Annotated in this window: 19 protein-coding genes; 14 read left to right on the forward strand and 5 right to left on the reverse strand. The window is 63.1% G+C overall.

Features of this window, described 5'->3' with window-relative positions; genetic code table 11:
• The first annotated feature begins 24 nt into the window (after positions 1-24).
• From cobA to NH8B_RS07165, 3 genes are all read left to right on the forward strand, one after another.
• Positions 25-780 (forward strand): uroporphyrinogen-III C-methyltransferase, encoded by a 756-nt coding sequence (cobA, locus tag NH8B_RS07155; protein WP_014086680.1) that lies wholly within the window; start codon positions 25-27, stop codon positions 778-780.
• Positions 781-1,259: 479 nt separating this feature from the next.
• Entirely contained in the window at positions 1,260-2,321 is a 1,062-nt protein-coding gene (locus NH8B_RS07160; protein WP_014086681.1) for a porin, read from the forward strand.
• 192 nt (positions 2,322-2,513) lie between these two features.
• Entirely contained in the window at positions 2,514-3,710 is a 1,197-nt protein-coding gene (locus NH8B_RS07165; RefSeq protein WP_041702877.1) for an amino acid aminotransferase, read from the forward strand.
• A 306-nt stretch (positions 3,711-4,016) separates the two neighbouring features.
• Here NH8B_RS07165 and fliW read toward each other — a convergent pair whose 3' ends face one another.
• Positions 4,017-4,463: a flagellar assembly protein FliW gene (gene fliW / locus NH8B_RS07170; protein WP_014086683.1), complete on the reverse strand. Its 447-nt coding sequence runs from the start codon at positions 4,461-4,463 to the stop codon at positions 4,017-4,019.
• 186 nt (positions 4,464-4,649) lie between these two features.
• On the opposite strand from fliW, the gene NH8B_RS07175 reads away from it, so the two are divergent.
• The 4 genes from NH8B_RS07175 (at position 4,650) to argS (ending at position 8,896) form a co-directional block, all read left to right on the forward strand.
• Positions 4,650-4,862 (forward strand): hypothetical protein, encoded by a 213-nt coding sequence (locus tag NH8B_RS07175; protein ID WP_008953695.1) that lies wholly within the window; start codon positions 4,650-4,652, stop codon positions 4,860-4,862.
• A gap of 169 nt (positions 4,863-5,031) precedes the next feature.
• Entirely contained in the window at positions 5,032-5,451 is a 420-nt protein-coding gene (locus NH8B_RS07180) for a hypothetical protein (protein WP_008953696.1), read from the forward strand.
• 21 nt (positions 5,452-5,472) lie between these two features.
• Entirely contained in the window at positions 5,473-6,816 is a 1,344-nt protein-coding gene (gene yegQ, locus NH8B_RS07185) for a prephenate-dependent tRNA uridine(34) hydroxylase TrhP (RefSeq protein ID WP_014086684.1), read from the forward strand.
• A gap of 361 nt (positions 6,817-7,177) precedes the next feature.
• Positions 7,178-8,896 (forward strand): arginine--tRNA ligase, encoded by a 1,719-nt coding sequence (gene argS, locus NH8B_RS07190; protein WP_014086685.1) that lies wholly within the window; start codon positions 7,178-7,180, stop codon positions 8,894-8,896.
• Between the two features lie 56 nt (positions 8,897-8,952).
• Here the strand turns inward: argS and NH8B_RS07195 are convergent, their stop codons facing one another.
• From NH8B_RS07195 to NH8B_RS07205, 3 genes are all read right to left on the reverse strand, one after another.
• Entirely contained in the window at positions 8,953-9,780 is an 828-nt protein-coding gene (locus tag NH8B_RS07195; RefSeq protein ID WP_014086686.1) for a substrate-binding periplasmic protein, read from the reverse strand.
• A gap of 120 nt (positions 9,781-9,900) precedes the next feature.
• Complete coding sequence (locus NH8B_RS07200) at positions 9,901-11,082, reverse strand: acetyl-CoA C-acetyltransferase (protein ID WP_014086687.1); 1,182 nt, start codon at positions 11,080-11,082, stop codon at positions 9,901-9,903.
• Between the two features lie 94 nt (positions 11,083-11,176).
• A complete protein-coding gene (locus tag NH8B_RS07205; RefSeq protein ID WP_014086688.1) occupies positions 11,177-12,946 on the reverse strand; it encodes a PHA/PHB synthase family protein in 1,770 nt (589 codons plus the stop codon).
• A gap of 307 nt (positions 12,947-13,253) precedes the next feature.
• Here NH8B_RS07205 and NH8B_RS07210 point away from each other — a divergent pair, with 307 nt between their 5' ends.
• Together NH8B_RS07210 and NH8B_RS07215 are read left to right on the forward strand one after the other, a co-directional pair.
• A complete protein-coding gene (locus tag NH8B_RS07210) occupies positions 13,254-13,907 on the forward strand; it encodes a fumarylacetoacetate hydrolase family protein (RefSeq protein ID WP_014086689.1) in 654 nt (217 codons plus the stop codon).
• Positions 13,904-14,314 (forward strand): RNA-binding S4 domain-containing protein, encoded by a 411-nt coding sequence (locus tag NH8B_RS07215; RefSeq protein WP_014086690.1) that lies wholly within the window; start codon positions 13,904-13,906, stop codon positions 14,312-14,314. The genes NH8B_RS07210 and NH8B_RS07215 overlap by 4 nt, the downstream gene beginning before the upstream one ends.
• 61 nt (positions 14,315-14,375) lie before the next feature.
• On the opposite strand, the gene NH8B_RS07220 is transcribed toward NH8B_RS07215, so the two are convergent.
• Entirely contained in the window at positions 14,376-15,161 is a 786-nt protein-coding gene (locus tag NH8B_RS07220) for a helix-turn-helix transcriptional regulator (protein ID WP_014086691.1), read from the reverse strand.
• Between the two features lie 314 nt (positions 15,162-15,475).
• Here NH8B_RS07220 and leuC point away from each other — a divergent pair, with 314 nt between their 5' ends.
• The 5 genes from leuC (at position 15,476) to asd (ending at position 20,369) form a co-directional block, all read left to right on the forward strand.
• Positions 15,476-16,882 carry a 3-isopropylmalate dehydratase large subunit gene (gene leuC, locus NH8B_RS07225; RefSeq protein WP_014086692.1) on the forward strand — a complete coding sequence of 469 codons (1,407 nt, stop codon included), beginning with the start codon at positions 15,476-15,478 and terminating at the stop codon, positions 16,880-16,882.
• Positions 16,866-17,153, forward strand: a complete 288-nt coding sequence (locus NH8B_RS07230; protein ID WP_014086693.1) for an entericidin A/B family lipoprotein — start codon at positions 16,866-16,868, stop codon at positions 17,151-17,153. Before leuC ends, NH8B_RS07230 begins: the two co-directional genes overlap by 17 nt.
• Positions 17,154-17,186: 33 nt before the next feature.
• A complete protein-coding gene (leuD, locus tag NH8B_RS07235) occupies positions 17,187-17,825 on the forward strand; it encodes a 3-isopropylmalate dehydratase small subunit (protein WP_014086694.1) in 639 nt (212 codons plus the stop codon).
• Positions 17,826-17,888: 63 nt separating this feature from the next.
• Entirely contained in the window at positions 17,889-18,953 is a 1,065-nt protein-coding gene (gene leuB, locus NH8B_RS07240) for a 3-isopropylmalate dehydrogenase (protein ID WP_014086695.1), read from the forward strand.
• A 303-nt stretch (positions 18,954-19,256) separates the two neighbouring features.
• Positions 19,257-20,369, forward strand: a complete 1,113-nt coding sequence (gene asd / locus NH8B_RS07245) for an aspartate-semialdehyde dehydrogenase (RefSeq protein WP_014086696.1) — start codon at positions 19,257-19,259, stop codon at positions 20,367-20,369.
• The last annotated feature ends 18 nt before the right edge of the window (positions 20,370-20,387 follow it).

Genomic DNA, 20,387 nt, shown 5'->3' on the forward strand with positions numbered 1-20,387 from the left:
CACAGGCGGCCCAGGGAGCATGAGATGCATACAGGCAAGGTCTATCTGATCGGGGCGGGTCCGGGCGATCCGGAACTGCTGACGCTCAAGGCGGTGAAGGCCCTTCAGGCCGCCGACGTCTGGCTGGTGGACGACTTGGTCAGCCGCGAGGTGCTGGGCTTCGCCCGCCCCGACGCGCGCATCGTGCACGTCGGCAAGCGCGGCGGCTGTCGCTCCACGCCGCAAGCCTTCATCCACCGCCTGATGCTGCGCTACGCCCGCCACGGCAAGGTGGTGGCGCGCGTCAAGGGCGGCGATCCCTTCATCTTCGGCCGCGGCGGAGAAGAATGGCAGTGGCTGGCAGAGCGCGGCGTCTCGGTCGAAGCCGTCGGCGGCCTCACCGCCGGTCTCGCGGTCGGCCCGGCGCTCGGCCTGCCGCTGACCCATCGCGGCCTCAGCCGCGGCGTGACGCTGGTCACCGCGCACACCCAGGACGGCAGCCCGCTGCCGTGGGCGGCGCTGGCGCAATCCGGACTCACCGTGGTGTGCTACATGGGCATGAGCGACCTGCCGTCGCTGACCACGGCCTGGCGCGAAGCCGGCTTCGCCGCCGATCTGCCGGTGGCGGTGGTGCACCGCGTCGGCTGTCCGGAGCAGCGTGCCGTGGTCAGCACGCTGGCCAACCTGGTCGCCGACGTGCGCGAGGCCCGGCTCGCCAGCCCCGCCGTCATCGTGCTGGGCGAAGTCGCCGGCCTGGCTGCCTTGCAGCCGCAACTGGAGCAGGTGTGCAGGGTTGCATAGGACAACACCCGTAGCGGGGCGGGGTCATGCCGCTACGCGAAGGTCACAACAAAAGCGCCGGTCATGGGGAGTGACCGGCGCTTTTGTGTCTGAATCCCAGAACCTGTTCATCTGTCGTGAGCGGCCCTCAGCGGGGTGAAGAGCAGCGCAGGAACCGGGATGGACAGGGAGTCCATGAGGATCATGGCTGAGCAAATCGGAGATTCGCACACGCAGAGCAGCGCATGAGCCCAGATCAGGTACGCGCCGCAAGATCATGAACAGGTTCTCACGGCCAAGGTAATCGGCTTGATGGCCGTCAACGCGGTGACTCGGCGGCCTGTTTATGCTTCATGCCGTGTGGCGATAAAGTCTAAATTCCCCTTGTGGTGTCGCGATTTAACATCACCGTAATAGGAAAGACACATTGAGTGTCTATATTTCGCCACACGTTTCACCCGACGAAGCGTGAAATACAACAACCCTAGTGAGTTATCGCAATGAAGAAGAATCTGCTTGCCCTGGCGGTCGCCTCCGCCTTGATCGCCCCGGCCGCCCTGGCCGACGTGACCCTCTACGGCACCATCAGCGAATCGATCGAATCGGTCAAGGCCACCGGCGCTGTCGATTCGACCAAGGACATCAAGTCCACCACCCGCGTCAGCTCCAACGTGTCCAAGCTGGGCTTCAAGGGCAATGAAGACCTGGGCGACGGCCTGAAGGCCATCTGGCAGGTCGAGCAGGAAATCTCCGTCGATGACGGCGGCACCCGCAAGGGCACTTTTGCCACCCGCAACAGCTTCGTCGGTCTGGACGGCGCCTTCGGTAAGGCCTTCATGGGCTACAACGACAGCGCCTACAAGGCCCTGCTCAAGCCGATCCTGGTCAACCCGATGGCTGACACCATCGCCGAAATCTGCACCGACAAGTCGGTGTTCTGCCATGGCGACACGCGTCTGGCCAACTCGGTGCATTACTACACCCCGAACTTCGCCGGCTTCCAGGCTGCCGTGTCCTATGGTACCGACGAAACTCGCGCTATCGTCGGCACCGACCGTACCAACAAGGACGTCTGGAGCCTGGCCGCAGCCTACTCGATCGACGGCTTCAACGTCGGCGTGGGCTACGACCGTCGCAACGACAAGAACGCCGTGGCCGGCGACGCCAACCTGAACCAGTCCTTCTGGAAAGTGGCCGCCAGCTACAAGTTCGGCGACACCAAGATCGGTGCCGGCTTCGAGCAGGAGCGTAACGACACGACCACCGGCGATACCAAGCAAAACGCCTGGACCGTCGGCGCCGAGCAGAAATTCGGCAACTTCGGCGTGAGCCTGGCCTACGCCAAGCTGCAAGAGTCCAAGTCCGACGCCAAGGACGGTGCTAACCAGTGGACCCTGGGCGCCACCTACGATCTGTCCAAGCGCACCCAGACCTACGCTTACTACACCCGTATCGCCAACGACGACAATGCCAGCCGCACCTTCGGCAACGCCGGCCTTACCGGCGTCGGTGCCGGTTCCAACCCGACCGGCTTCGGTGTTGGCCTGAAGCACTCGTTCTAAGCGAACGCCCGCGTCTCTCCCCGCCGCCTGCGACCTCCGGTCGCCGGCGGTTTTTTCGTTTGTGAAGCCAGGGCAGGGGGGGGCAATCTCGAAGTGCCCGTCCCGCACTACGCCTCGGCGGCCGTTTCATGGTACGGTTAGCGCCTGCTTGTTTCGCTCATCAACCAACACTACGAGACTGTGGCCCGCACCATGTTCGAACACGTTGACGCCTACGCCGGCGACCCGATCCTCACCCTCGTCGAAACCTTCAATAACGACCCGCGCCCGAACAAGGTCAACCTCGGCATCGGCCTGTACTACGACGAACAAGGACGCATTCCGCTGTTGCCGTCGGTGCAGAAGGCCGAGGTGGCGCGTGTGCAAGCCGCCGGCCCGCGCTCCTACCTGCCGATGGAAGGCGCCGCCAACTACCGCCGGGCGGTGCAGGAATTGCTGTTCGGTGCCGGGCACGAGGCCGTCACGTCCGACCGCATCGCCACCATCCAGACCATCGGCGGCTCCGGTGCGTTGAAGATCGGCGCCGATCTGTTGAAGCGCTACTTTCCCGAGAGCGAAGTCTGGGTCAGCAGCCCGACCTGGGACAACCACCGTGCCATGTTCGAAGGCGCCGGCTTCGTGGTGCACGACTACCCCTACTACGACGCAGTCAGCGGCGGCGTGAAATTCGACGAAATGATCACCTGCTTCAAGCAGCTGCCGGCCAGGACCGTGGTGTTGCTGCACCCGTGCTGCCACAACCCGACCGGTGTCGATCTCTCCAACGCGCAGTGGCGCGAGGTGATCGCCGTGGTCAAAGAGCGTGAGCTGATCCCCTTCCTCGACATCGCCTACCAGGGCTTCGGCGACGGGCTGAACGAAGACGCCTACGCCATCCGCGCCATGGCCGACGCCGGTATCAGCTTCTTCGTCAGCAACTCGTTCTCCAAGAACCTGTCGTTCTACGGCGAGCGCTGCGGCGGCCTGTCGGTGGTGTGTCAGGATGCCGAAGAAGCCGGGCGCGTGCTGGGCCAGATGAAGGCCACGGTGCGCCGCAACTATTCCAGCCCGCCGACCCACGGCGGCCAGGTCACCGCCATGGTGATGAATGATGCGGTGCTGCGCCAGGAATGGGAGGGCGAGGTCGCCGAAATGCGCGAGCGCATCAAGGCCATGCGCCAGAAGCTGTACGAGGTGCTGGCCGCCAAGGTGCCGGGCCGTGATTTCAGCTACTTCATCAAGCAGCGCGGCATGTTCAGCTACACCGGCCTGACCCCGGAGCAGGTCGACCGTCTGCGTGAGGAGTTCGCGGTCTACCTGGTGCGTTCCGGCCGTATGTGCGTCGCCGGCCTCAACAGCCGTAACGTCGAGTATGTGGCGGATGCCATGGCCGAGGTGCTGAAGGGCTGAGAATCTATCCCGCCAGGCGGCTGCGCCTTCGCATCTTGAGTGCCGGCAGTACTGCGTGCGAATCTATCGCTGAGCAAATCGAAGATTTGCACGCAGGGATTCGCTCAGCGATACGGAATCCTCATGTACTCCGTGTACATTCCGGTTCCTGTGCGCTGGCGGCACTCAACCTGCATTGGCTCGCTTGCCTGGTGGGGTAGATTCTGTGTCTGCATGTTGCTGGCAAGGATGAAAGCGGCCGCCCGGATGGGGCGGCCGTTTTCATTGTGGATGAGGGAAGGCGCAGCCGGCTAATGAAACAGACGCTCAGCCGCGGTTGTGGAACAGGATGTCACACCCCAGCCCGGCCTTCTGCAAACCACGGCGCGCCGCCAGGTTGATCACTAGCGGGTTGCGCACGTTGGCTCTGAGCGGGGCCAGTACCGGGTGTGCCTCGTCGGCCTGCTCCTGCGGCTTGTACACCATCAGCAGGATGGCCGCATCCTCCGGGTGGCTCAATCCGAGTGCGGTCACGTCGTCTTCACTCAGCTCGATTTCGTAGCGCAGTCCCAATTCTGTGGGCGACACCACGCTGAACAGAACGTCGGGGTTGTCGAGCGACTGCATCCAGAACACGCTGGGCTCGGCCTTGTCCTGATCGTGAAACAGCTGGAAGCGGGTGCAGTTTTCAAATGCGGGAATACCATGGGGGAAGAGCAGGGTGGTGGCTTCGTTCACCTCGACTTCGCCCAGCAGGCTCGATCTGAACAGCATGGTTGGCTCCTAACGGGGGTCTGGTCGCCCATTATGCCTGATGGGTGATTGTCTGGCGGGCAAAATCCGTTCGGCCTGCCAAGGCGCGCCAGGGCCGGCCGTCGTATTACAATCGTGGGCTGTACAAGGCTCGCCGCCTCCCCTTGGGGGTCGGGCCGTGACCGCTTCATAACAAGGTGCCATGCCATGCTTCAACTGTTTTTCCGCCGCCTGCGTCAGGACCGCCGCCTCGCGATCCTGGTGCTGTTGTTGTCCACGCTGTTGCTGGCGCTGGCCGGCGCCGGCATGCAGTCGTCTTCGGCGAACGGTCTGCTGCCGTCGCTGCTCTGGTCCGGGCTGATGGTGGTCGGCGTGGTGGGGCAGTTCACCGCTCTGGTGGCGCTGATGAAAAAACCATGAAGTAAAAATGGCATTCAAAACAGCATCTTAAACCCCAGGGTTTGGGGTGGGTCGCAGTTGACTGTGGCCGGGGCGGGGCGCATAATCGCGCCGCACAATAGATCGAAAACAAGGCTCCACTGCCGGTGGGGCCTTGTTCTTTTTTCTCTCTTCAGGAGTGTTCCTCGTCATGGACCACCACGGGTTGCTGCGACAGCTGGAAACGTTGGCGCTGCCTGAAGCCGACTTCAACCACGAAGCCCATCTGCTGGCGGCCTGGGCCTACCGGCGCCAGTACCCGGCACGCGAGGCGGCAGCACGTTGCGCCCGCACCCTGTCGCGCTACGCCATGGCCAAGGGCGCGGCGCACAAGTACCACCACACGCTGACCATGGCGGCGCTGGCCATCCTCTACAGCCGCCTTGATGCGAAGCCGGAATTGCTGGACGACTGGCCTGCCTTCCTGGCGTGCTGCCCGGACGTGCGCGACGACCTGCCAAGCCTGTTGCGGCAACACTATTCCGAAGAAAAACTGCATGACGAGACCGCGCGCCGAGCCTTTGTCGCCCCGGATCTCAAGCCGCTGCCCGCCAGCGCCATGCTGCACTGAAAAACTGGAACCGAAAGCCTGATGAAAGCCCCGGAACTGCTGCTCCCCGCCGGCTCGCTCGACAAGATGCGCGCCGCCTACGACTATGGCGCCGACGCCGTCTACGCCGGCCAGCCGCGCTACAGCCTGCGCGCCCGCAACAACGAATTCAAGCTGGAAGAACTGCGCCAGGGCATCGAAGAAGCGCATGCCCGCGGCAAGCAGTTCTTCGTCGCCAGCAACATCCTGCCGCATAACGCCAAGCTCAAGACCTATCTCGCCGACATGGAACCGGTGATCGCCATGAAGCCGGACGCGCTGATCATGGCCGACCCCGGCCTGATCATGATGGTGCGCGAGAAATGGCCGGAGGTGAATATCCACCTCTCGGTGCAGGCCAATACCACCAACCTGATGGGCGTGAAGTTCTGGCAGAAGATCGGCCTGACCCGCGTCATCCTGTCGCGCGAGCTCTCCCTCGACGAAATCGCCGAGATCCGTCAGGAATGCCCGGACATGGAGCTCGAGGTGTTCGTGCACGGCGCGCTGTGCATCGCCTACTCCGGCCGCTGCCTGCTCTCCGGCTACTTCAACCATCGCGACCCGAACCAGGGCACCTGTACCAACGCCTGCCGCTGGGACTACAAAATGCACGACACCCAGGGCGACGACGCCGGCGACGTGCAGACCATCAAGTTCGACTTCAACAAGGCGCTGGAAGAAGCCAACCAGAGCTTCGCCGCCTGTGGCGGTGCCGAACGCCACCCGCTGGCCGACAAGACCTACCTGATCGAAGAGGGCAGCCGCCCGGGCGAACTGATGCCGATCATCGAGGACGAGCACGGCACCTACATCATGAACTCCAAGGACTTGCGCGCCATCGAGCAGGTGGAAAAACTGGTGAAGATCGGTGTCGACTCGCTCAAGATCGAAGGCCGTACCAAGTCGATCTACTACGTGTCGCGTACCGCCCAGGCCTACCGCAAGGCGATCGACGACGCCGTCGCCGGCCGCCCGTTCGACTACAGCCTGCTGGCCGACCTCGAAGGCCTGGCTAACCGTGGCTATACCCCGGGCTTTCTCGAGCGTCACCAGACCCAGGAATACCAGAACTACCTCACCGGCCACTCCCAGGCCAAGCGCAGCCAGTACGTCGGCGAAGTGCTGGAAGTGGACGGCGAGGGCTGGGCGCTGGTCGACGTGAAAAACCGCTTCGCCGTCGGCGACAGGCTGGAAATCATCCATCCGAGCGGCAACCGCATTGTCGACCTTACCACCATGACGCGCGACGGCGCGGCCACCGAGGTGGCGCCGGGCAATGGCGTCAAGGTCAAGATTCCGGGTATGGAAGGGATGGAGAAGGCGCTGATCGCGCGTCTCCTCTGAGAACCGATCCACGATCCTGCTGCGCATCCCTGAGCGGGGCTCATGCGCTGCTCTGCGCGTGCGAATCTCCATTGGAGATTCGCTCAGCCATGACCCTCATGGACTCCCTGTCCATCCCGGTTCCTGCGCTGCTCTTCACCCCGCGGAGGGCCGCTCGCGACGGATCGTGAACAGGTTCTGAACCAACAGCTCAAGGTTGGCCGAAGGCGCGGCGTCTCCTCCTGGAGCGCCGCGCTTGGCTTTGAACGCCGTACGCTGCACTGCGGCAAAGTTTGCCCTGGCCAGTGGCGAGCGCTTACAATTTCACCCTGATATCGCGCAGGGGCCGCGAGCCGCTTGCGCCAGACCTTTCGGGACCGACATGACCATTTTGCAACTCATTTCCGCGCGGGTGCAGGCTGCACTCGCCGCCGCCGGCGCGCCTGACGCTTCGGCCAACGTCCAGCCGGCCAGCAAGCCGGAATTCGGCGATTACCAGGCCAACGGTGTGATGGCCGCCGCCAAGCAGCTCAAGACCAACCCGCGCGAACTGGCCCAGAAAGTGCTGGCCGTGCTCGACCTCGACGGCATCGCCAGCAAGCTGGAAATCGCCGGCCCCGGCTTCATCAACATCCACCTCGACCCGGTCTTCCTCGCCCGCCGCGCCGAAACGGCGCTGGCCGATGAAGCCTTGGGTATTACCAAGGTCGACGCCAAGAAGGTCATGGTGGAGTATTCCTCGGTCAACCTCGCCAAGGAAATGCACATCGGCCACCTGCGCGGCGGCATCATTGGCGACGCGCTGGTCCGCGTGAACAGCTTCATCGGCCATAATGTGGTGCGCCAGAACCATGTGGGGGACTGGGGTACCCAGTTCGGCATGCTGGTCGCCTACATGGTGGAAATCAGCAAGAGCGGTCAGGCCGACCTCGAGCTCAAAGACCTCGACACGTTCTACAAGCACTCCAAGAAGCGTTTTGACGAAGATACGGCCTTTGCCGACACCGCCCGCGATTATGTGGTGAAACTGCAGTCCGGCGATGCCGAAGTGCTGAAACTGTGGCAGCAGTTCGTCAAGCTGTCGCTGACCCACTGCAACGCCATTTACCAGAAGCTCGGCCTGCAGTTGAACGACGACGATGTGCGCGGCGAAAGCTTCTACAACGACGACCTGCCGGTACTGGTGGAAGAGCTGCGCCAGAAAGGCCTGCTGGTCGAAGACCAGGGCGCGCAAGTCGTCTTCCTCGACGAATTCAAAAACAAGGAAGGCGAACCGGCTGCCTTCATCGTCCAGAAGCAGGGCGGTGGCTACCTGTACGCCACCACCGACCTCGGCGCCATCCGCTTCCGCGTGAACAAGCTGGGGCTGGATCGCTGCCTGTACGTGGTCGATTCGCGCCAGAGCCTGCACTTCCAGCAGCTGTTCAGCACCGCACGCAAGGCGGGCTGGCTGCCGGAAGAAGCCGACTTCCAGCACATCGGCCATGGCACCATCATGGGGCCGGACGGCAAGCCGCTGAAAACCCGTTCCGGCGAGAACGTCAAGCTGGTGGAACTGCTGGACGAGGCGGTGGAACGCGCTTTCCAGCTGGTTACCAGCAAGAACCCGGAGCTGCCGGAAGCCCAGCGCCGTCAGATCGCCGCAGTGGTGGGCATCGGCGCGCTGAAATACGCCGATCTGAGCAAGAGCCGCAATACCGACTACATCTTCGACTGGGATGCCATGCTCAGTTTTGAGGGCAACACCGCGCCGTACCTGCAGTATGCCTACACACGCGTGCAGAGCGTCTTCCGCAAGGCCGAGGACTTCGACCCGGCGGCCAAGGTACTGATCACCGAGGTGGCGGAAAAGCAGCTGGCGGTCGCCCTGGCACAATTCGAAGACGTGGTGTTCGCCGTGGCCGACAGCAGCCAGCCGCACCACCTGTGCGGCTATCTTTACAATGTCGCCACGCTGTTCTCGCGCTTTTACGAGGCCTGCCCGATCCTGAAGAGCGAGGGTGAAGTGCGTGCCAGCCGCCTGCAACTGGCGGCATTGACGGCCAAAACCCTCCAGAGCGGCCTCGGCCTGCTCGGCATCGAGGTGCTCGACGCGATGTAAGCGCGCTCTCGACGACAGCAAAAAGCCCAACCGTTCGGTTGGGCTTTTTTGTCTCTTCAGGGCTCGAGTCCGAGGCGCATGACCTGCAGTGGCGGCGCTTCACCGGGGAGCCAACGCTGATGGATCGCCTGAAAGGTACCGTCCTTCTTCATGTCGCGTAGCGCAGCCTGCCATTGCAGGATGGTCTCGCGGTCGGTGCCGCGCGAAAAGGCGAGGTAGAGGTCGAGCGAATCCAGGGTTATGACGCGGGCCACGCGGCCGGGCGGGATGGCTAGCCGTTGCAGGGTCTGGGCCACCGCGACATTCCCTTCCACCCATAGGTCCACCCGCTTGGCGAGCAGCATGCGCGCACCTTCCTCGCTGCTGCCGGTCTCCCGGATGCTGGAAAACCCCTTGTTGCGCGCCGTACTCTCGAAGATGCTGCCCTGGTAGGCGGCCACTTCCCGTTTCAGGATGTCGCTGCCGAGTGCTTGCAATGCCAGGACGTCTTCGCTGCGCGCCAGTAGCACGGTGCTCGACATGGCGATCGGCCCCAGCAGGGTCATGCTGCGTTCGCGCTCGGCGTTGCGCCCGACGGTGAATAGCATGACGTTGGGGCGGGTCAGCAGCTGATTGTAGCCGCGTATCCAGGGCACCACGGCGATCGGGTTGTTCTGTCCCGTGCGCCGCAGTATCTCGTTCACCACCTCGACGGCCATGCCATCCGGCGCCCCTCTGTTGTTGGTAAAGGACATGGGCGGCCACTCCTCGGTGTAGAGGGCGAGCCTGGGCGCCGCCTGGCAGGCCGTTATCAGCAGCAGGCCGGCAGCGAGACCGCCGAGCAGCCGCTTCAGGCTGGGTGGGGCAAGGCCAAGCAGGGGGAAGGTGAGTGCAGCGAAAGTCATGGCCGTCCGGTCCGATTTGCAGCGAGCGAGTATAAGGGGACTCGCGCGGCCTGTCAGTGCCGTATGGCATGAAAAAAGCCGGGAAAACATTCCCGGCTTGTCTGCGCTTCAGGGGTGGAGTCAGTCGCGCTCGACCGCCAGTGCCACGCCCATGCCGCCGCCGATACACAGCGTGGCCAGACCCTTCTTGGCGTCACGGCGCTGCATTTCGTGCAGCAGGCTGACCAGGATGCGGCAGCCGGAAGCGCCGATCGGGTGACCGATGGCGATGGCGCCACCGTTGACGTTGACCTTGTCGGCATCCCACTGCAGTTCGCGAGCCACACCCAGCGCCTGAGCCGCGAAGGCTTCGTTGGCTTCGATCAGGTCGACTTCGCCCAGGGACCAGCCGGCGCGTTCCAGCACGCGCTGGGTGGCCGGTACCGGGCCCATGCCCATGATGGACGGTTCGACGCCGGCCGAAGCGTAGGCCTTGATGCGGGCCAGCGGCTTGAGGCCGAGCTCGGCGGCTTTCTTCGCGGTCATCATGATCACCGCGGCGGCGCCATCGTTCACGCCGGAGGCGTTGCCGGCGGTGACGGTGCCATCCTTCTTGAAGGCCGGGCGCAGCTTGCCCAGTCCTTCGGCGGTGGCGCCGGCCTTGATGAATTCGTCGGTGGCGAAGGCAACCGGGTCGCCCTTGCGTTGCGGCACCATCACCGGAATGATCTCGTCGACGAACTTGCCGGCAGCCCGGGCGGCTTCGGCCTTGTTCTGCGACGCGGCGGAGAAGGCATCCTGCTCTTCACGCGAAATGCCGTACTTGGCGGCGATGTTCTCGGCAGTAACGCCCATGTGGTACTGGTTATAGACGTCGGTCAGGCCGTCGTACACCATGGTGTCGACCAGGGTGGCCGGACCCATGCGGAAGCCATCACGCGAACCCGGCAGAATGTGCGGGGACATGCTCATGCTTTCCTGGCCACCGGCAATCACGATCTCGGCATCACCGCAGGCGATGGCCTGGGCGGCCAGGTGGGTCACCTTCAGGCCGGAACCGCACACTTGGTTAATGGTCATGGCCGGCACGTGGACCGGAATGCCGGCCTTGATCAGCGCCTGGCGTGCCGGGTTCTGGCCGACGCCGGCGGTCAGCACCTGACCCATGATCACTTCGGAGACCTGTTCCGGGGCGATGCCGGTCTTTTCCAGCAGGGCCTTGATCACCGTGGCGCCCAGTTCCGGCGCCGGAATCTTCGCGAGCGAGCCACCAAAGTTGCCGACAGCGGTGCGGCCAGCAGCGACGATAACGATCTCTTCCATCAGTCTTCTCCGTTCATTGAACTAAAATTGCCAGCATCTTGGGCCGACAATGGCATGTTGAAAACGGCCCCGATCGCTCGGGACCGGGTCCGGATCATTGCAGCGAGGCCACCACCGCCGGCAGGGCCTTGGCGCGGACGTACGTCCCCGGTGCCGGCTCGAGCGGGGGCAGTTCCTTGTTGCCCATGGTCTTGGGTGTGGCCACCTGCTTGCCCGATTGCGGAGCGAGCCAGGCGTCCCAGTCCTTCCACCAGCTGCCCGGACGGCTTTCCGCGGTTTCCAGCCAGTCTTCCGGGTCTGCCGGGAGGGCTTCGTTGACCCAGTAGTTGCGCTTGTCCTTGGTCACCGGGTTGATCGAACCGGCGATGTGGCCGGAAGCGCCGAGCACGAAGCGGCGGCTTGGCGTGCCGGTCAGGTACTTCACGCCGGAGTAGGCCGAGGTCCACAGCACGATGTGATCTTCGCGGGCGGCGAAGATATACACCGGGATGTTGATCTTCGACACGTCGATCGGTACGCCGCACAGGGTGATGGCGCCCGGCTTGGTCAGCGAGTTCTTGAGGTTGATCTCGCGCAGGAAGAAAGTATGCATTGGCAACGGCAGGTCGACCGCGTCGTTGTTCCAGTAGAGCAGGTCGAACGGTGCCGGGGTCTTGCCCAGCAGGTAGTTGTTCACCACGTAGTTCCAAACCAGATCGTTGGCGCGCAGCGAGGCGAAGGTGCGCCCCAGCTCCTTGCCGCTGATGATGCCGCCGCTGGCCAGCTTCTGCTCGCGGCTGCGCACCACGTTCTCGTCGATGAACACCTTGATCTCGCCCGGATCGGTATGGTCGAGCAGCGAGGTCATGAAGGTGGCGGAATCGATCCAGTTCATACCCTTGGCCTGCATCACGCACAGCGCCGTGGTGAGGATGACGCCACCGATGCAGAAGCCCAGGGCGTTCATCGAGGGCTGGCGGGTGACTTTCTTGACCGCCTCGGCGGCGGCGATGACGCCCTTCTCGATGTAGGTTTCCCAGGTGAACTGCTTCATCTCCGGGGTGGCCGAGCGCCAGGAGATCAGGAACACGCGGTAACCCTGGGACACGAAATGGCGCACCATCGAGTTGTCCGGCTGCAGGTCCATCAGGTAGTACTTGTTGATGCAGGGCGGAACGATCAGGAGCGGCTTTTCGTAAACCTTTTCCGTGGTCGGGGTGTACTGGATCAGCTCGATCAGTTCGTTGCGGAACACGACCTCGCCGGGCGTGGTCACGATGTTGACGCCGATCTCGAACTTGCTTTCATCGGACATCGAGATGTGACCCTTCTTGATGTCCTCCATCATGTTCTTCATGCCTTCGGACAGGCTCTCGCCCTTAGTCTCGATGGCGCGCTTGATCACCTCGGGGTTGGTCAGCATGAAGTTGGTCGGCGCCATGGCGTCGATGTACTGTCGGGTGATGAAGGTCAGCTTGTCCTTGGCCTCCGCGTCCAGCTGGGCCTGGTCGACCAGTTCGGTCATCCACTTCGAGGTGGCCAGGTAGCTTTGCTTGAGCAGGCTGTAGAACGGGTGATCGTTCCACTCCGGCGCGGCAAAGCGGCGGTCGCTGTTCGGGGCGGGGGCTTCGTCGCCAGAGGCGTTGCCCTGGCCGAGGAATTTCATCCAGAGGCCCATCTGTTGCTGGTAGAGCTGGCTCTGCATGGCAAACAGCTGGTTGGCATGGTTCATCATGCCTGCCCACGGGTTGGCCGCGCCATCGACAGGAGCGCCCATGGTGCCTCCCAGCGTCAGGGAATTGACGAACTGCTGCATCCACTGTTGATTGGCCTCGGAGAGGCTGGCAAAAAACTTCTCAAGCGAGATGGGTGCTTCCTGGCTCAATGTACTCTCCTTGCGCGTATCTGTCGGGGCAGTCCGCCGATCAGCTTGTCCTGACGCGCGGGCCCCCTGAGGGTGCTGCTGGTTTTGGCAAACTCTAACAGTGGTAAATGACAATTTCACACGAAACGACCATTCACGCCAGAGGTTTTGTTGCAGACCAGCAAATGTTGCAGTGCAACAAAATAATATATGACGGCGTGGTCGTTGTCACGTGCAATCTGCGTCTGTCCGCACTGCCGTTCGCGGGGCTTCGGCGCTATAGTTGAGAGTTGCCGTTAGCCGTGTTTAATCAGGGGAGAGTCAAAGTATGGCGGTAGTTCAATTGAACGGGCAGAGCATCCGCGTGGGCAATGTGTTCTGTATCGGCCGGAACTACGCCGCACATGCGGCGGAACTCGGCAACGCCGTCGAGGCGGAACCGCTGGTGTTCCTGAAGCCGACGTCGGCGCTGGCCGTTGAAGGCGAGCCGATTCGCCTGCCGGCCTATTCCGGCGATGTTCATCACGAATGTGAACTGGTGCTGCTGATTGGCAAGGGTGGAAATGACATCCCTGAATCTGCCGCGCTGCAGCATGTGGCGGGCTATGCCATCGGCCTCGACATGACCGCGCGCGACGTCCAGGGCATTGCCAAGCAAAAGGGTCTACCATGGACCAAGGCCAAGGGCTTTCGCAGTGCGGCCACGGTTTCGGCCTTCGTTCCCGCGGAACGCCTCGCGGACCCGGGGCACCTCGAGTTTACCCTGCAGGTTAACGGCGAGACGCGTCAGCGGGGCGAGACCCGTCTGATGCTGTTTTCCGTTCCCGCCATCATCCATTACCTTTCCACGGTCTACGGCCTGAGCGAGGGAGACCTTATCTATACCGGCACCCCGGAGGGCGTCGCGGCGGTCAAGCCGGGCGACCGCCTGCGACTCGATCTGCAGGGGTGGGTGTCGGCCGAGTGGAGCGTGGTCGAATGAGCCGGCAAAATCCTGTGCCGGACGAGGAAGGCAAGGTCAGGCTCGACAAGTGGCTGTGGGCGGCGCGCTTCTATAAGACCCGGCAACTGGCGCACGAAGCGCTGGAGTTGGGGAGGGTGACGCTGGGCGGGGAACGGGTCAAGGCCTCGCGTGTGGTCAAGGTGGGGGACCGCCTGCACTTGCGGATCAACCAGCTGGAGTACGATATCGAGGTGCTCGCCTTGACCGCGCAGCGACGCTCGGCCAGCGAGGCGCAGTTGTTGTACGCCGAAAGCGAAACCTCGCGACTGGCGCGCGAGGAGAAGCAGGCCTTGCTCAAGGCCGAACGGGTGTCCTTCCCGCACGGTGCCGGGCGCCCGACCAAGAAGGATCGACGCGAAATCCAGCGTTTCAAGAATGGTTCCTGAGGCGGGGCCACGCTGTTGGCCATGCCCTTCAAACGTTGGCCGAAGAGCCGGCGATGCCGCCTCAAGGGGTGGACGGGGCCGGTAGCAGCATCACCAGCTTGAGGTCGCGACGGGTAGCCGGGTAAAAGGTGACCTGTTCGTATACCAGTCGACCGCGCTGTGGGTGCTGGAACACCCGTATCCCGCCTTCACGCCCGGTGACCTCGTAGTCCTGCCAGAACGCGGTGAATTCTGCGCTGCTCTGGCACAGCTCGGTGATCAACGGTTGCATCTCGGCATCGTCGACGCTGCGGCCGCAGTCGGCTCGGAACTCCGCCACCAGGCGCTTGGCCCGGTAGGACCAGTTGTCGATCAGGTGCCGCGCCTGCGGCGCCAGGAAAGTGAAACGCAGCAGATTGCGTGCCGACGTTCCGGCGCCAGTGTCCAGCCAGCCATGGAACAGCTGCTCTGCCGCGGTATTCCAGGCGCGGGCATTCCATTGCCGGTCGAGCACGTAGGCGGGCGCGGTGACGTGTGCCACGCTGGCCACGATGGCGTCCGCCGCGCTGGTATCGCTTTGTTCGCCAGACAAATCCAGCTTGCCCGCCAGCGTGAACAGGTAATGCCGTTCCGCCGCCGTCAGTTGCAGCACCTCGGCCAGGCGGGACAGCACCTCGGTCGATGCCGACACTTCCCTGCCTTGTTCCAGCCAGGTAATCCAGGTGGGGCTGACGGCGCACAGTTGAGCCAGTTCTTCGCGTCGTAAACCGGGTGTGCGGCGACGCCCGGTGGTGCGCAGTCCGGCGTCTTCCGGCTGCAGGCGTTCACGGTGTTTGCGGATGAACTGGCCAAGGTTGTGTGGCGGCATGGGGTATCGTCTGGCGAAGGCTGGTAGGATTTTATACTAGGATAAAATAGGGGCTTGTTCCAGTAGCCAGCGTTTTTTATCCTGATCTTCAGAGGCTGGGTTCACCGCTCTGTTTCGACATTGTCACCGCGGTACCGTGGAGGTGATGTTGACGCGGCGAACCGGATGGCGCCGGGTTCCCTTAGGTGCCGTCGAACGTTTCAAACTGGCGTTTTTGCATTGCGGCAAGGTTTGCTTGAATGAGGGGTAAACGCTATGCCAGAATGGATTTCACGCTATTTCGCCACCGTTAGATTTCGACAAGACATAGAGACATGACCGCGCAGACCCTTTACGACAAGCTCTGGTCCAGCCACGTAGTGACGGAAGAAGCCGACGGCACCGTGCTTCTTTATATCGATCGCCACCTGGTGCACGAAGTGACCAGCCCGCAGGCCTTCGAAGGTCTGAAACTGGCCGGCCGCAAGCCGTGGCGAGTATCGTCCATCGTGGCGACCGCCGACCACAACACCCCGACCGATCACTGGGACGAGGGTATCAAGGACCCGATCTCGCGCCAGCAGGTCGAAACCCTGGATAGCAATATCAAGGAATTCGGCGCACTGGCCTACTTCCCGTTCAAGGACAAGGGTCAGGGCATCGTGCACGTGATGGGGCCGGAGCAGGGCGCCACCTTGCCGGGCATGACCGTGGTGTGCGGCGACAGTCACACCTCGACGCACGGCGCCTTCGGCGCGCTGGCGCACGGCATCGGCACCTCCGAGGTCGAGCACGTCATGGCCACCCAGACCCTGGTGGCGAAAAAATCCAAGAACATGCTGGTGCGCGTGGATGGCCAGCTGGCCGCCGGCATCACCGGCAAGGACGTGGCGCTGGCGATTATTGGCAAGATCGGCACCGCCGGCGGTACCGGCTACGCCATCGAGTTCGGTGGCGAGGCGATCAAGAGCCTGTCGATGGAAGGCCGCATGACGCTGTGCAATATGGCGATCGAGGCCGGTGCCCGCTCCGGCCTGGTGGCGGTCGACCAGAAAACCGTCGACTACGTGAAGGGCCGGCCGTTTGCGCCCAAGGGCGAAGCGTGGGACAAGGCAGTCTCCTACTGGAACACGCTGCATTCCGACGAAGGCGCGCACTTCGACGCCGTGGTTACGCTGGACGCCGCCGAGATCAAGCCGCAAGTGACCTGGGGTACCTCGCCGGAAATGGTGACCGACATCAACGGCCACGTACCGGATCCGGCGCAGGAAAGCGACCCGGTGAAGAAGGGCTCCATCGAGCGCGCGCTGGCCTACATGGGCCTCAAGGCCAACACCCCGATCAGCGAGATCGCGGTGGATGTGGTGTTTATCGGCTCCTGTACCAACAGCCGCATCGAAGACCTGCGCGAAGCCGCCGCCGTGGCCAAGGGGCGCAAGAAGGCGGCCAACGTCAAGCAGGTGCTGGTGGTGCCAGGCTCGGGCCTGGTCAAGGCGCAGGCCGAGGCCGAAGGGCTCGACAAGGTGTTTGTCGAAGCCGGCTTCGAATGGCGCGAGCCGGGCTGCTCCATGTGCCTGGCGATGAATGCCGACCGCCTGCAGCCGGGCGAGCGTTGCGCCTCGACTTCCAACCGCAACTTCGAGGGCCGCCAGGGGCAGGGCGGGCGTACTCACCTGGTAAGCCCGGCCATGGCCGCGGCCGCCGCGATTGCAGGCCACTTCGTCGATGTTAGTCATTTCTAAGCGCGCGCTGCGCCATTTGCTGCCGCTGACGGGTGTCCTGCTGCTTGGCGCTTGCAACACCGTGCACGGCCTGGGTCAGGACATCAACCAGGGCGGCGAGGCCGTCGGCCATGCGCTGCATCGCGGTGGCGAAGCGGTCGGCCACGCCGTGCAGCGCGGCGGTGAAGCGGTATCGGATACCGCCAAGCGCGTGGGCGACAAGATAGACGATGCGACGCGCCCGAGCCCGCCGGCCCCCGTGGTCAACGGCACGGCGCCGCAAGGCAACTAACGTATTGGGAGAGGGCTTGGCCCTACAGGAACAATGAAAGCATTTACCACATTGAACGGGCTCGTGTGCCCGCTCGATCGCGCCAATGTCGACACCGATGCGATCATCCCGAAGCAGTTTCTCAAGTCGATCAAGCGCTCCGGTTTCGGCCCGAACCTGTTCGACGAATGGCGCTATCTCGACCACGGCGAGCCGGGCATGGACAACAGTGCGCGCCAACTCAACCCGGACTTCGTGCTGAACTATCCGCGCTACGCCGGTGCCCAGGTACTGCTGGCGCGCGAGAACTTCGGCTGTGGCTCCAGCCGCGAACACGCGCCGTGGGCGCTGGAAGATTATGGTTTCCGCGTGGTCATCGCGCCGAGCTTCGCCGACATTTTCTTCAACAACTGCTACAAGAACGGACTGCTGCCGATCGTGCTGCCGGCAGAGGCGGTCGACCAGTTGTTCAAGGAAAGCCAGGCAACCGAAGGCTACCGTTTGGAGATCGATCTCGCGGCCCAGACCGTGACCACCCCGTCCGGCCAATCCTTCGCCTTCGACATTACCGAGCATCGCAAGCACTGCCTGCTCAACGGGCTCGATGAAATTGGCCTCACCCTGGCGCAGGCTGACAAGATTCGCGCCTACGAGGAAAAGCTCAAGGCTGAGAAGCCCTGGTTGTTGGCCTGATTCCGGCCAGTGCGGGCAGCCCTGCTGCCCGTCCATGCTAAAGAGAAAGCAAGGGACACGATTATGAAAATTGCAGTATTGCCCGGTGACGGCATCGGCCCGGAAATCATTGCCCAGGCGCGCCGCGTGCTGGACGTATTGCGTCAGGATGGCCTGCCGCTGGAAATGGAAGAGGCGCCGCTGGGTGGGGCCGGTTACGATGCCTTCGGCCAACCTTACCCGGAATTCACCCAGAAGCTGTGCCGCGCCGCCGATGCTGTGCTGCTGGGCGCCGTGGGCGGCCCGCAGTACGACAACCTCGACCGCCCGCTGCGCCCGGAGCGCGGTCTGCTGGCGATCCGCAAGGATCTCAACCTGTTCGCCAACCTGCGTCCGGCCATTCTCTACCCGGAACTGGCCAATGCTTCCACGCTGAAGCCGGAAGTGGTGTCGGGTCTCGACATCATGATCGTGCGCGAGCTGACCGGTGACATCTACTTCGGTCAGCCGCGCGGTATCGCCGTCAACGAGCTGGGCGAGCGCGAGGCGTACAACACCATGCGCTACAGCGAGAGCGAAATCCGCCGTATCGCCCACGTGGCGTTCGGCATCGCCATGAAGCGCAACAAAAAGCTGTGTTCGGTGGACAAGGCCAACGTGCTGGAAACCACCGAGTTCTGGAAGGAAATCTTCATCGACGTGGCGCGCGAGTATCCGGAGGTGGAACTCAGCCACATGTACGTCGACAACGCCGCGATGCAACTGGTGCGTAATCCCAAGCAGTTCGACGTGATGGTCACCGGCAACATCTTCGGCGACATCCTGTCCGATGAGGCTTCGATGCTGACGGGCTCCATCGGCATGCTGCCGTCGGCCTCGCTCGACCAGAACAACAAGGGCCTGTACGAGCCTTCGCACGGTTCCGCGCCGGATATCGCCGGCAAGAACCTGGCCAACCCGCTCGCCACCATCCTCTCCGCCGCCATGATGCTGCGTTACACCTTCGGTCAGGAAGAGGCGGCCCTGCGTGTCGAAAGTGCGGTGAAGACGGTGCTGAAGCAAGGCTACCGTACCGCCGATATCTTCGAGGCGGGCTGCGAGAAAGTCAGCTGCTCGGGCATGGGCGACGCCGTGGTCGCCGCGCTGTAAGAGCCGCTAACAAAACCCTCTTGGCGTTGTTGCGCTCGCGTGCGAATCTCTAGCGGAGACTCGCCCAGCAAGCACTTGCCGTACTAATTGTCTGCGGCCGCGCGCCTAGCCAAGACCGCTGCGCTGGGTTTTGTTGGCGACTCTAGTGGCGTGGTAAATGCGGTTCAAATAAAACGCGCCAACCCCATTGTGTGAGCCGCTGTTGCCCTGCACAATGGGGTTGATCACCAGATAAGACCGGCCTCGATGAGCAGGCCGGCGAAATAGCTTCCTCTATCCGACGACATTCAGGAGATATTTATCGTGCGAGTAGGTTTTGTTGGCTGGCGCGGCATGGTCGGTTCCGTGCTGATGCAGCGCATGCGTGAAGAAAACGATTTTGCCCAGATCAGCGAGCCGGTGTTCTTCACCACCTCCAACGTTGGCGGCAAGGGTCCCGATATCGGCCGTGACGTGCCGGCATTGAAAGATGCCAAGAATATCGATGATCTGCTGGCGATGGACGCCATCGTCACCTGCCAGGGCGGCGACTACACCTCCGAGGTGTTCCCGAAACTGCGTGCCGCCGGCTGGACAGGCTACTGGATCGACGCCGCCTCCACGCTGCGCATGGAAGACGACGCCATCATCATTCTCGATCCGGTCAACATGAACGTGATCAAGGACGGCCTGGCGAACGGCGTGAAGAACTACGTCGGCGGCAACTGCACCGTGTCGCTGATGCTGATGGCGCTGGGTGGCCTGTTCCAGAACGACCTGGTCGAATGGGTTACCTCGATGACCTACCAGGCGGCATCGGGTGCCGGCGCGCAGAACATGCGCGAGCTGATCTCCGGCATGGGGGCTATTCACGCCCAAGTAGCCGACAAGCTGGCCGATCCGGCTTCCGCCATTCTCGACATTGACCGTAAGGTATCCGACTTCCTGCGCTCGGACGAGTACCCGAGCCAGAACTTCGGCGTGCCGCTGGCAGGCAGCCTGATTCCGTGGATCGACAAGGACCTCGGCAACGGCCAGTCCAAGGAAGAGTGGAAAGGCGGCGTCGAAACCAACAAGATTCTCGGTCGTTCGGCCAACCCGGTGCCGGTGGATGGCCTGTGCGTGCGTGTCGGCGCCATGCGCTGCCACAGCCAGGCCCTGACCATCAAACTGAAGAAGGACGTGCCGCTTGACGAGATCGAAGCGATGCTGGCTGCCGCCAACCCGTGGGCCAAGGTTGTGCCGAATACCCGCGAAGCCTCGATGCGTGATCTGACCCCGGCTGCCGTGACCGGCACGCTGACCACGCCAGTGGGCCGTCTGCGCAAGCTGGCCATGGGCGGCGACTACCTGTCCGCCTTTACCGTCGGTGATCAGCTGCTGTGGGGGGCTGCCGAGCCTCTGCGTCGCATGCTGCGCATCCTGATTGAGCGTTAAAATACGCTCATCGCTCGA

Source organism: Pseudogulbenkiania sp. NH8B, from assembly GCF_000283535.1.
In the GTDB taxonomy this organism is placed as follows: Bacteria; Pseudomonadota; Gammaproteobacteria; order Burkholderiales; family Chromobacteriaceae; genus Pseudogulbenkiania; species Pseudogulbenkiania ferrooxidans.

Coding starts and splice junctions, on each gene's coding strand:
- cobA (WP_014086680.1), top strand. CDS start 25: ATGCATACAGGCAAGGTCTATCTGATCGGGGCGGGTCCGGGCGATCCG.
- NH8B_RS07160 (WP_014086681.1), top strand. CDS start 1,260: ATGAAGAAGAATCTGCTTGCCCTGGCGGTCGCCTCCGCCTTGATCGCC.
- NH8B_RS07165 (WP_041702877.1), top strand. CDS start 2,514: ATGTTCGAACACGTTGACGCCTACGCCGGCGACCCGATCCTCACCCTC.
- fliW (WP_014086683.1), bottom strand. CDS start 4,463: ATGCTGTTCAGATCGAGCCTGCTGGGCGAAGTCGAGGTGAACGAAGCC.
- NH8B_RS07175 (WP_008953695.1), top strand. CDS start 4,650: ATGCTTCAACTGTTTTTCCGCCGCCTGCGTCAGGACCGCCGCCTCGCG.
- NH8B_RS07180 (WP_008953696.1), top strand. CDS start 5,032: ATGGACCACCACGGGTTGCTGCGACAGCTGGAAACGTTGGCGCTGCCT.
- yegQ (WP_014086684.1), top strand. CDS start 5,473: ATGAAAGCCCCGGAACTGCTGCTCCCCGCCGGCTCGCTCGACAAGATG.
- argS (WP_014086685.1), top strand. CDS start 7,178: ATGACCATTTTGCAACTCATTTCCGCGCGGGTGCAGGCTGCACTCGCC.
- NH8B_RS07195 (WP_014086686.1), bottom strand. CDS start 9,780: ATGACTTTCGCTGCACTCACCTTCCCCCTGCTTGGCCTTGCCCCACCC.
- NH8B_RS07200 (WP_014086687.1), bottom strand. CDS start 11,082: ATGGAAGAGATCGTTATCGTCGCTGCTGGCCGCACCGCTGTCGGCAAC.
- NH8B_RS07210 (WP_014086689.1), top strand. CDS start 13,254: ATGGCGGTAGTTCAATTGAACGGGCAGAGCATCCGCGTGGGCAATGTG.
- NH8B_RS07215 (WP_014086690.1), top strand. CDS start 13,904: ATGAGCCGGCAAAATCCTGTGCCGGACGAGGAAGGCAAGGTCAGGCTC.
- NH8B_RS07220 (WP_014086691.1), bottom strand. CDS start 15,161: ATGCCGCCACACAACCTTGGCCAGTTCATCCGCAAACACCGTGAACGC.
- leuC (WP_014086692.1), top strand. CDS start 15,476: ATGACCGCGCAGACCCTTTACGACAAGCTCTGGTCCAGCCACGTAGTG.
- NH8B_RS07230 (WP_014086693.1), top strand. CDS start 16,866: ATGTTAGTCATTTCTAAGCGCGCGCTGCGCCATTTGCTGCCGCTGACG.
- leuD (WP_014086694.1), top strand. CDS start 17,187: ATGAAAGCATTTACCACATTGAACGGGCTCGTGTGCCCGCTCGATCGC.
- leuB (WP_014086695.1), top strand. CDS start 17,889: ATGAAAATTGCAGTATTGCCCGGTGACGGCATCGGCCCGGAAATCATT.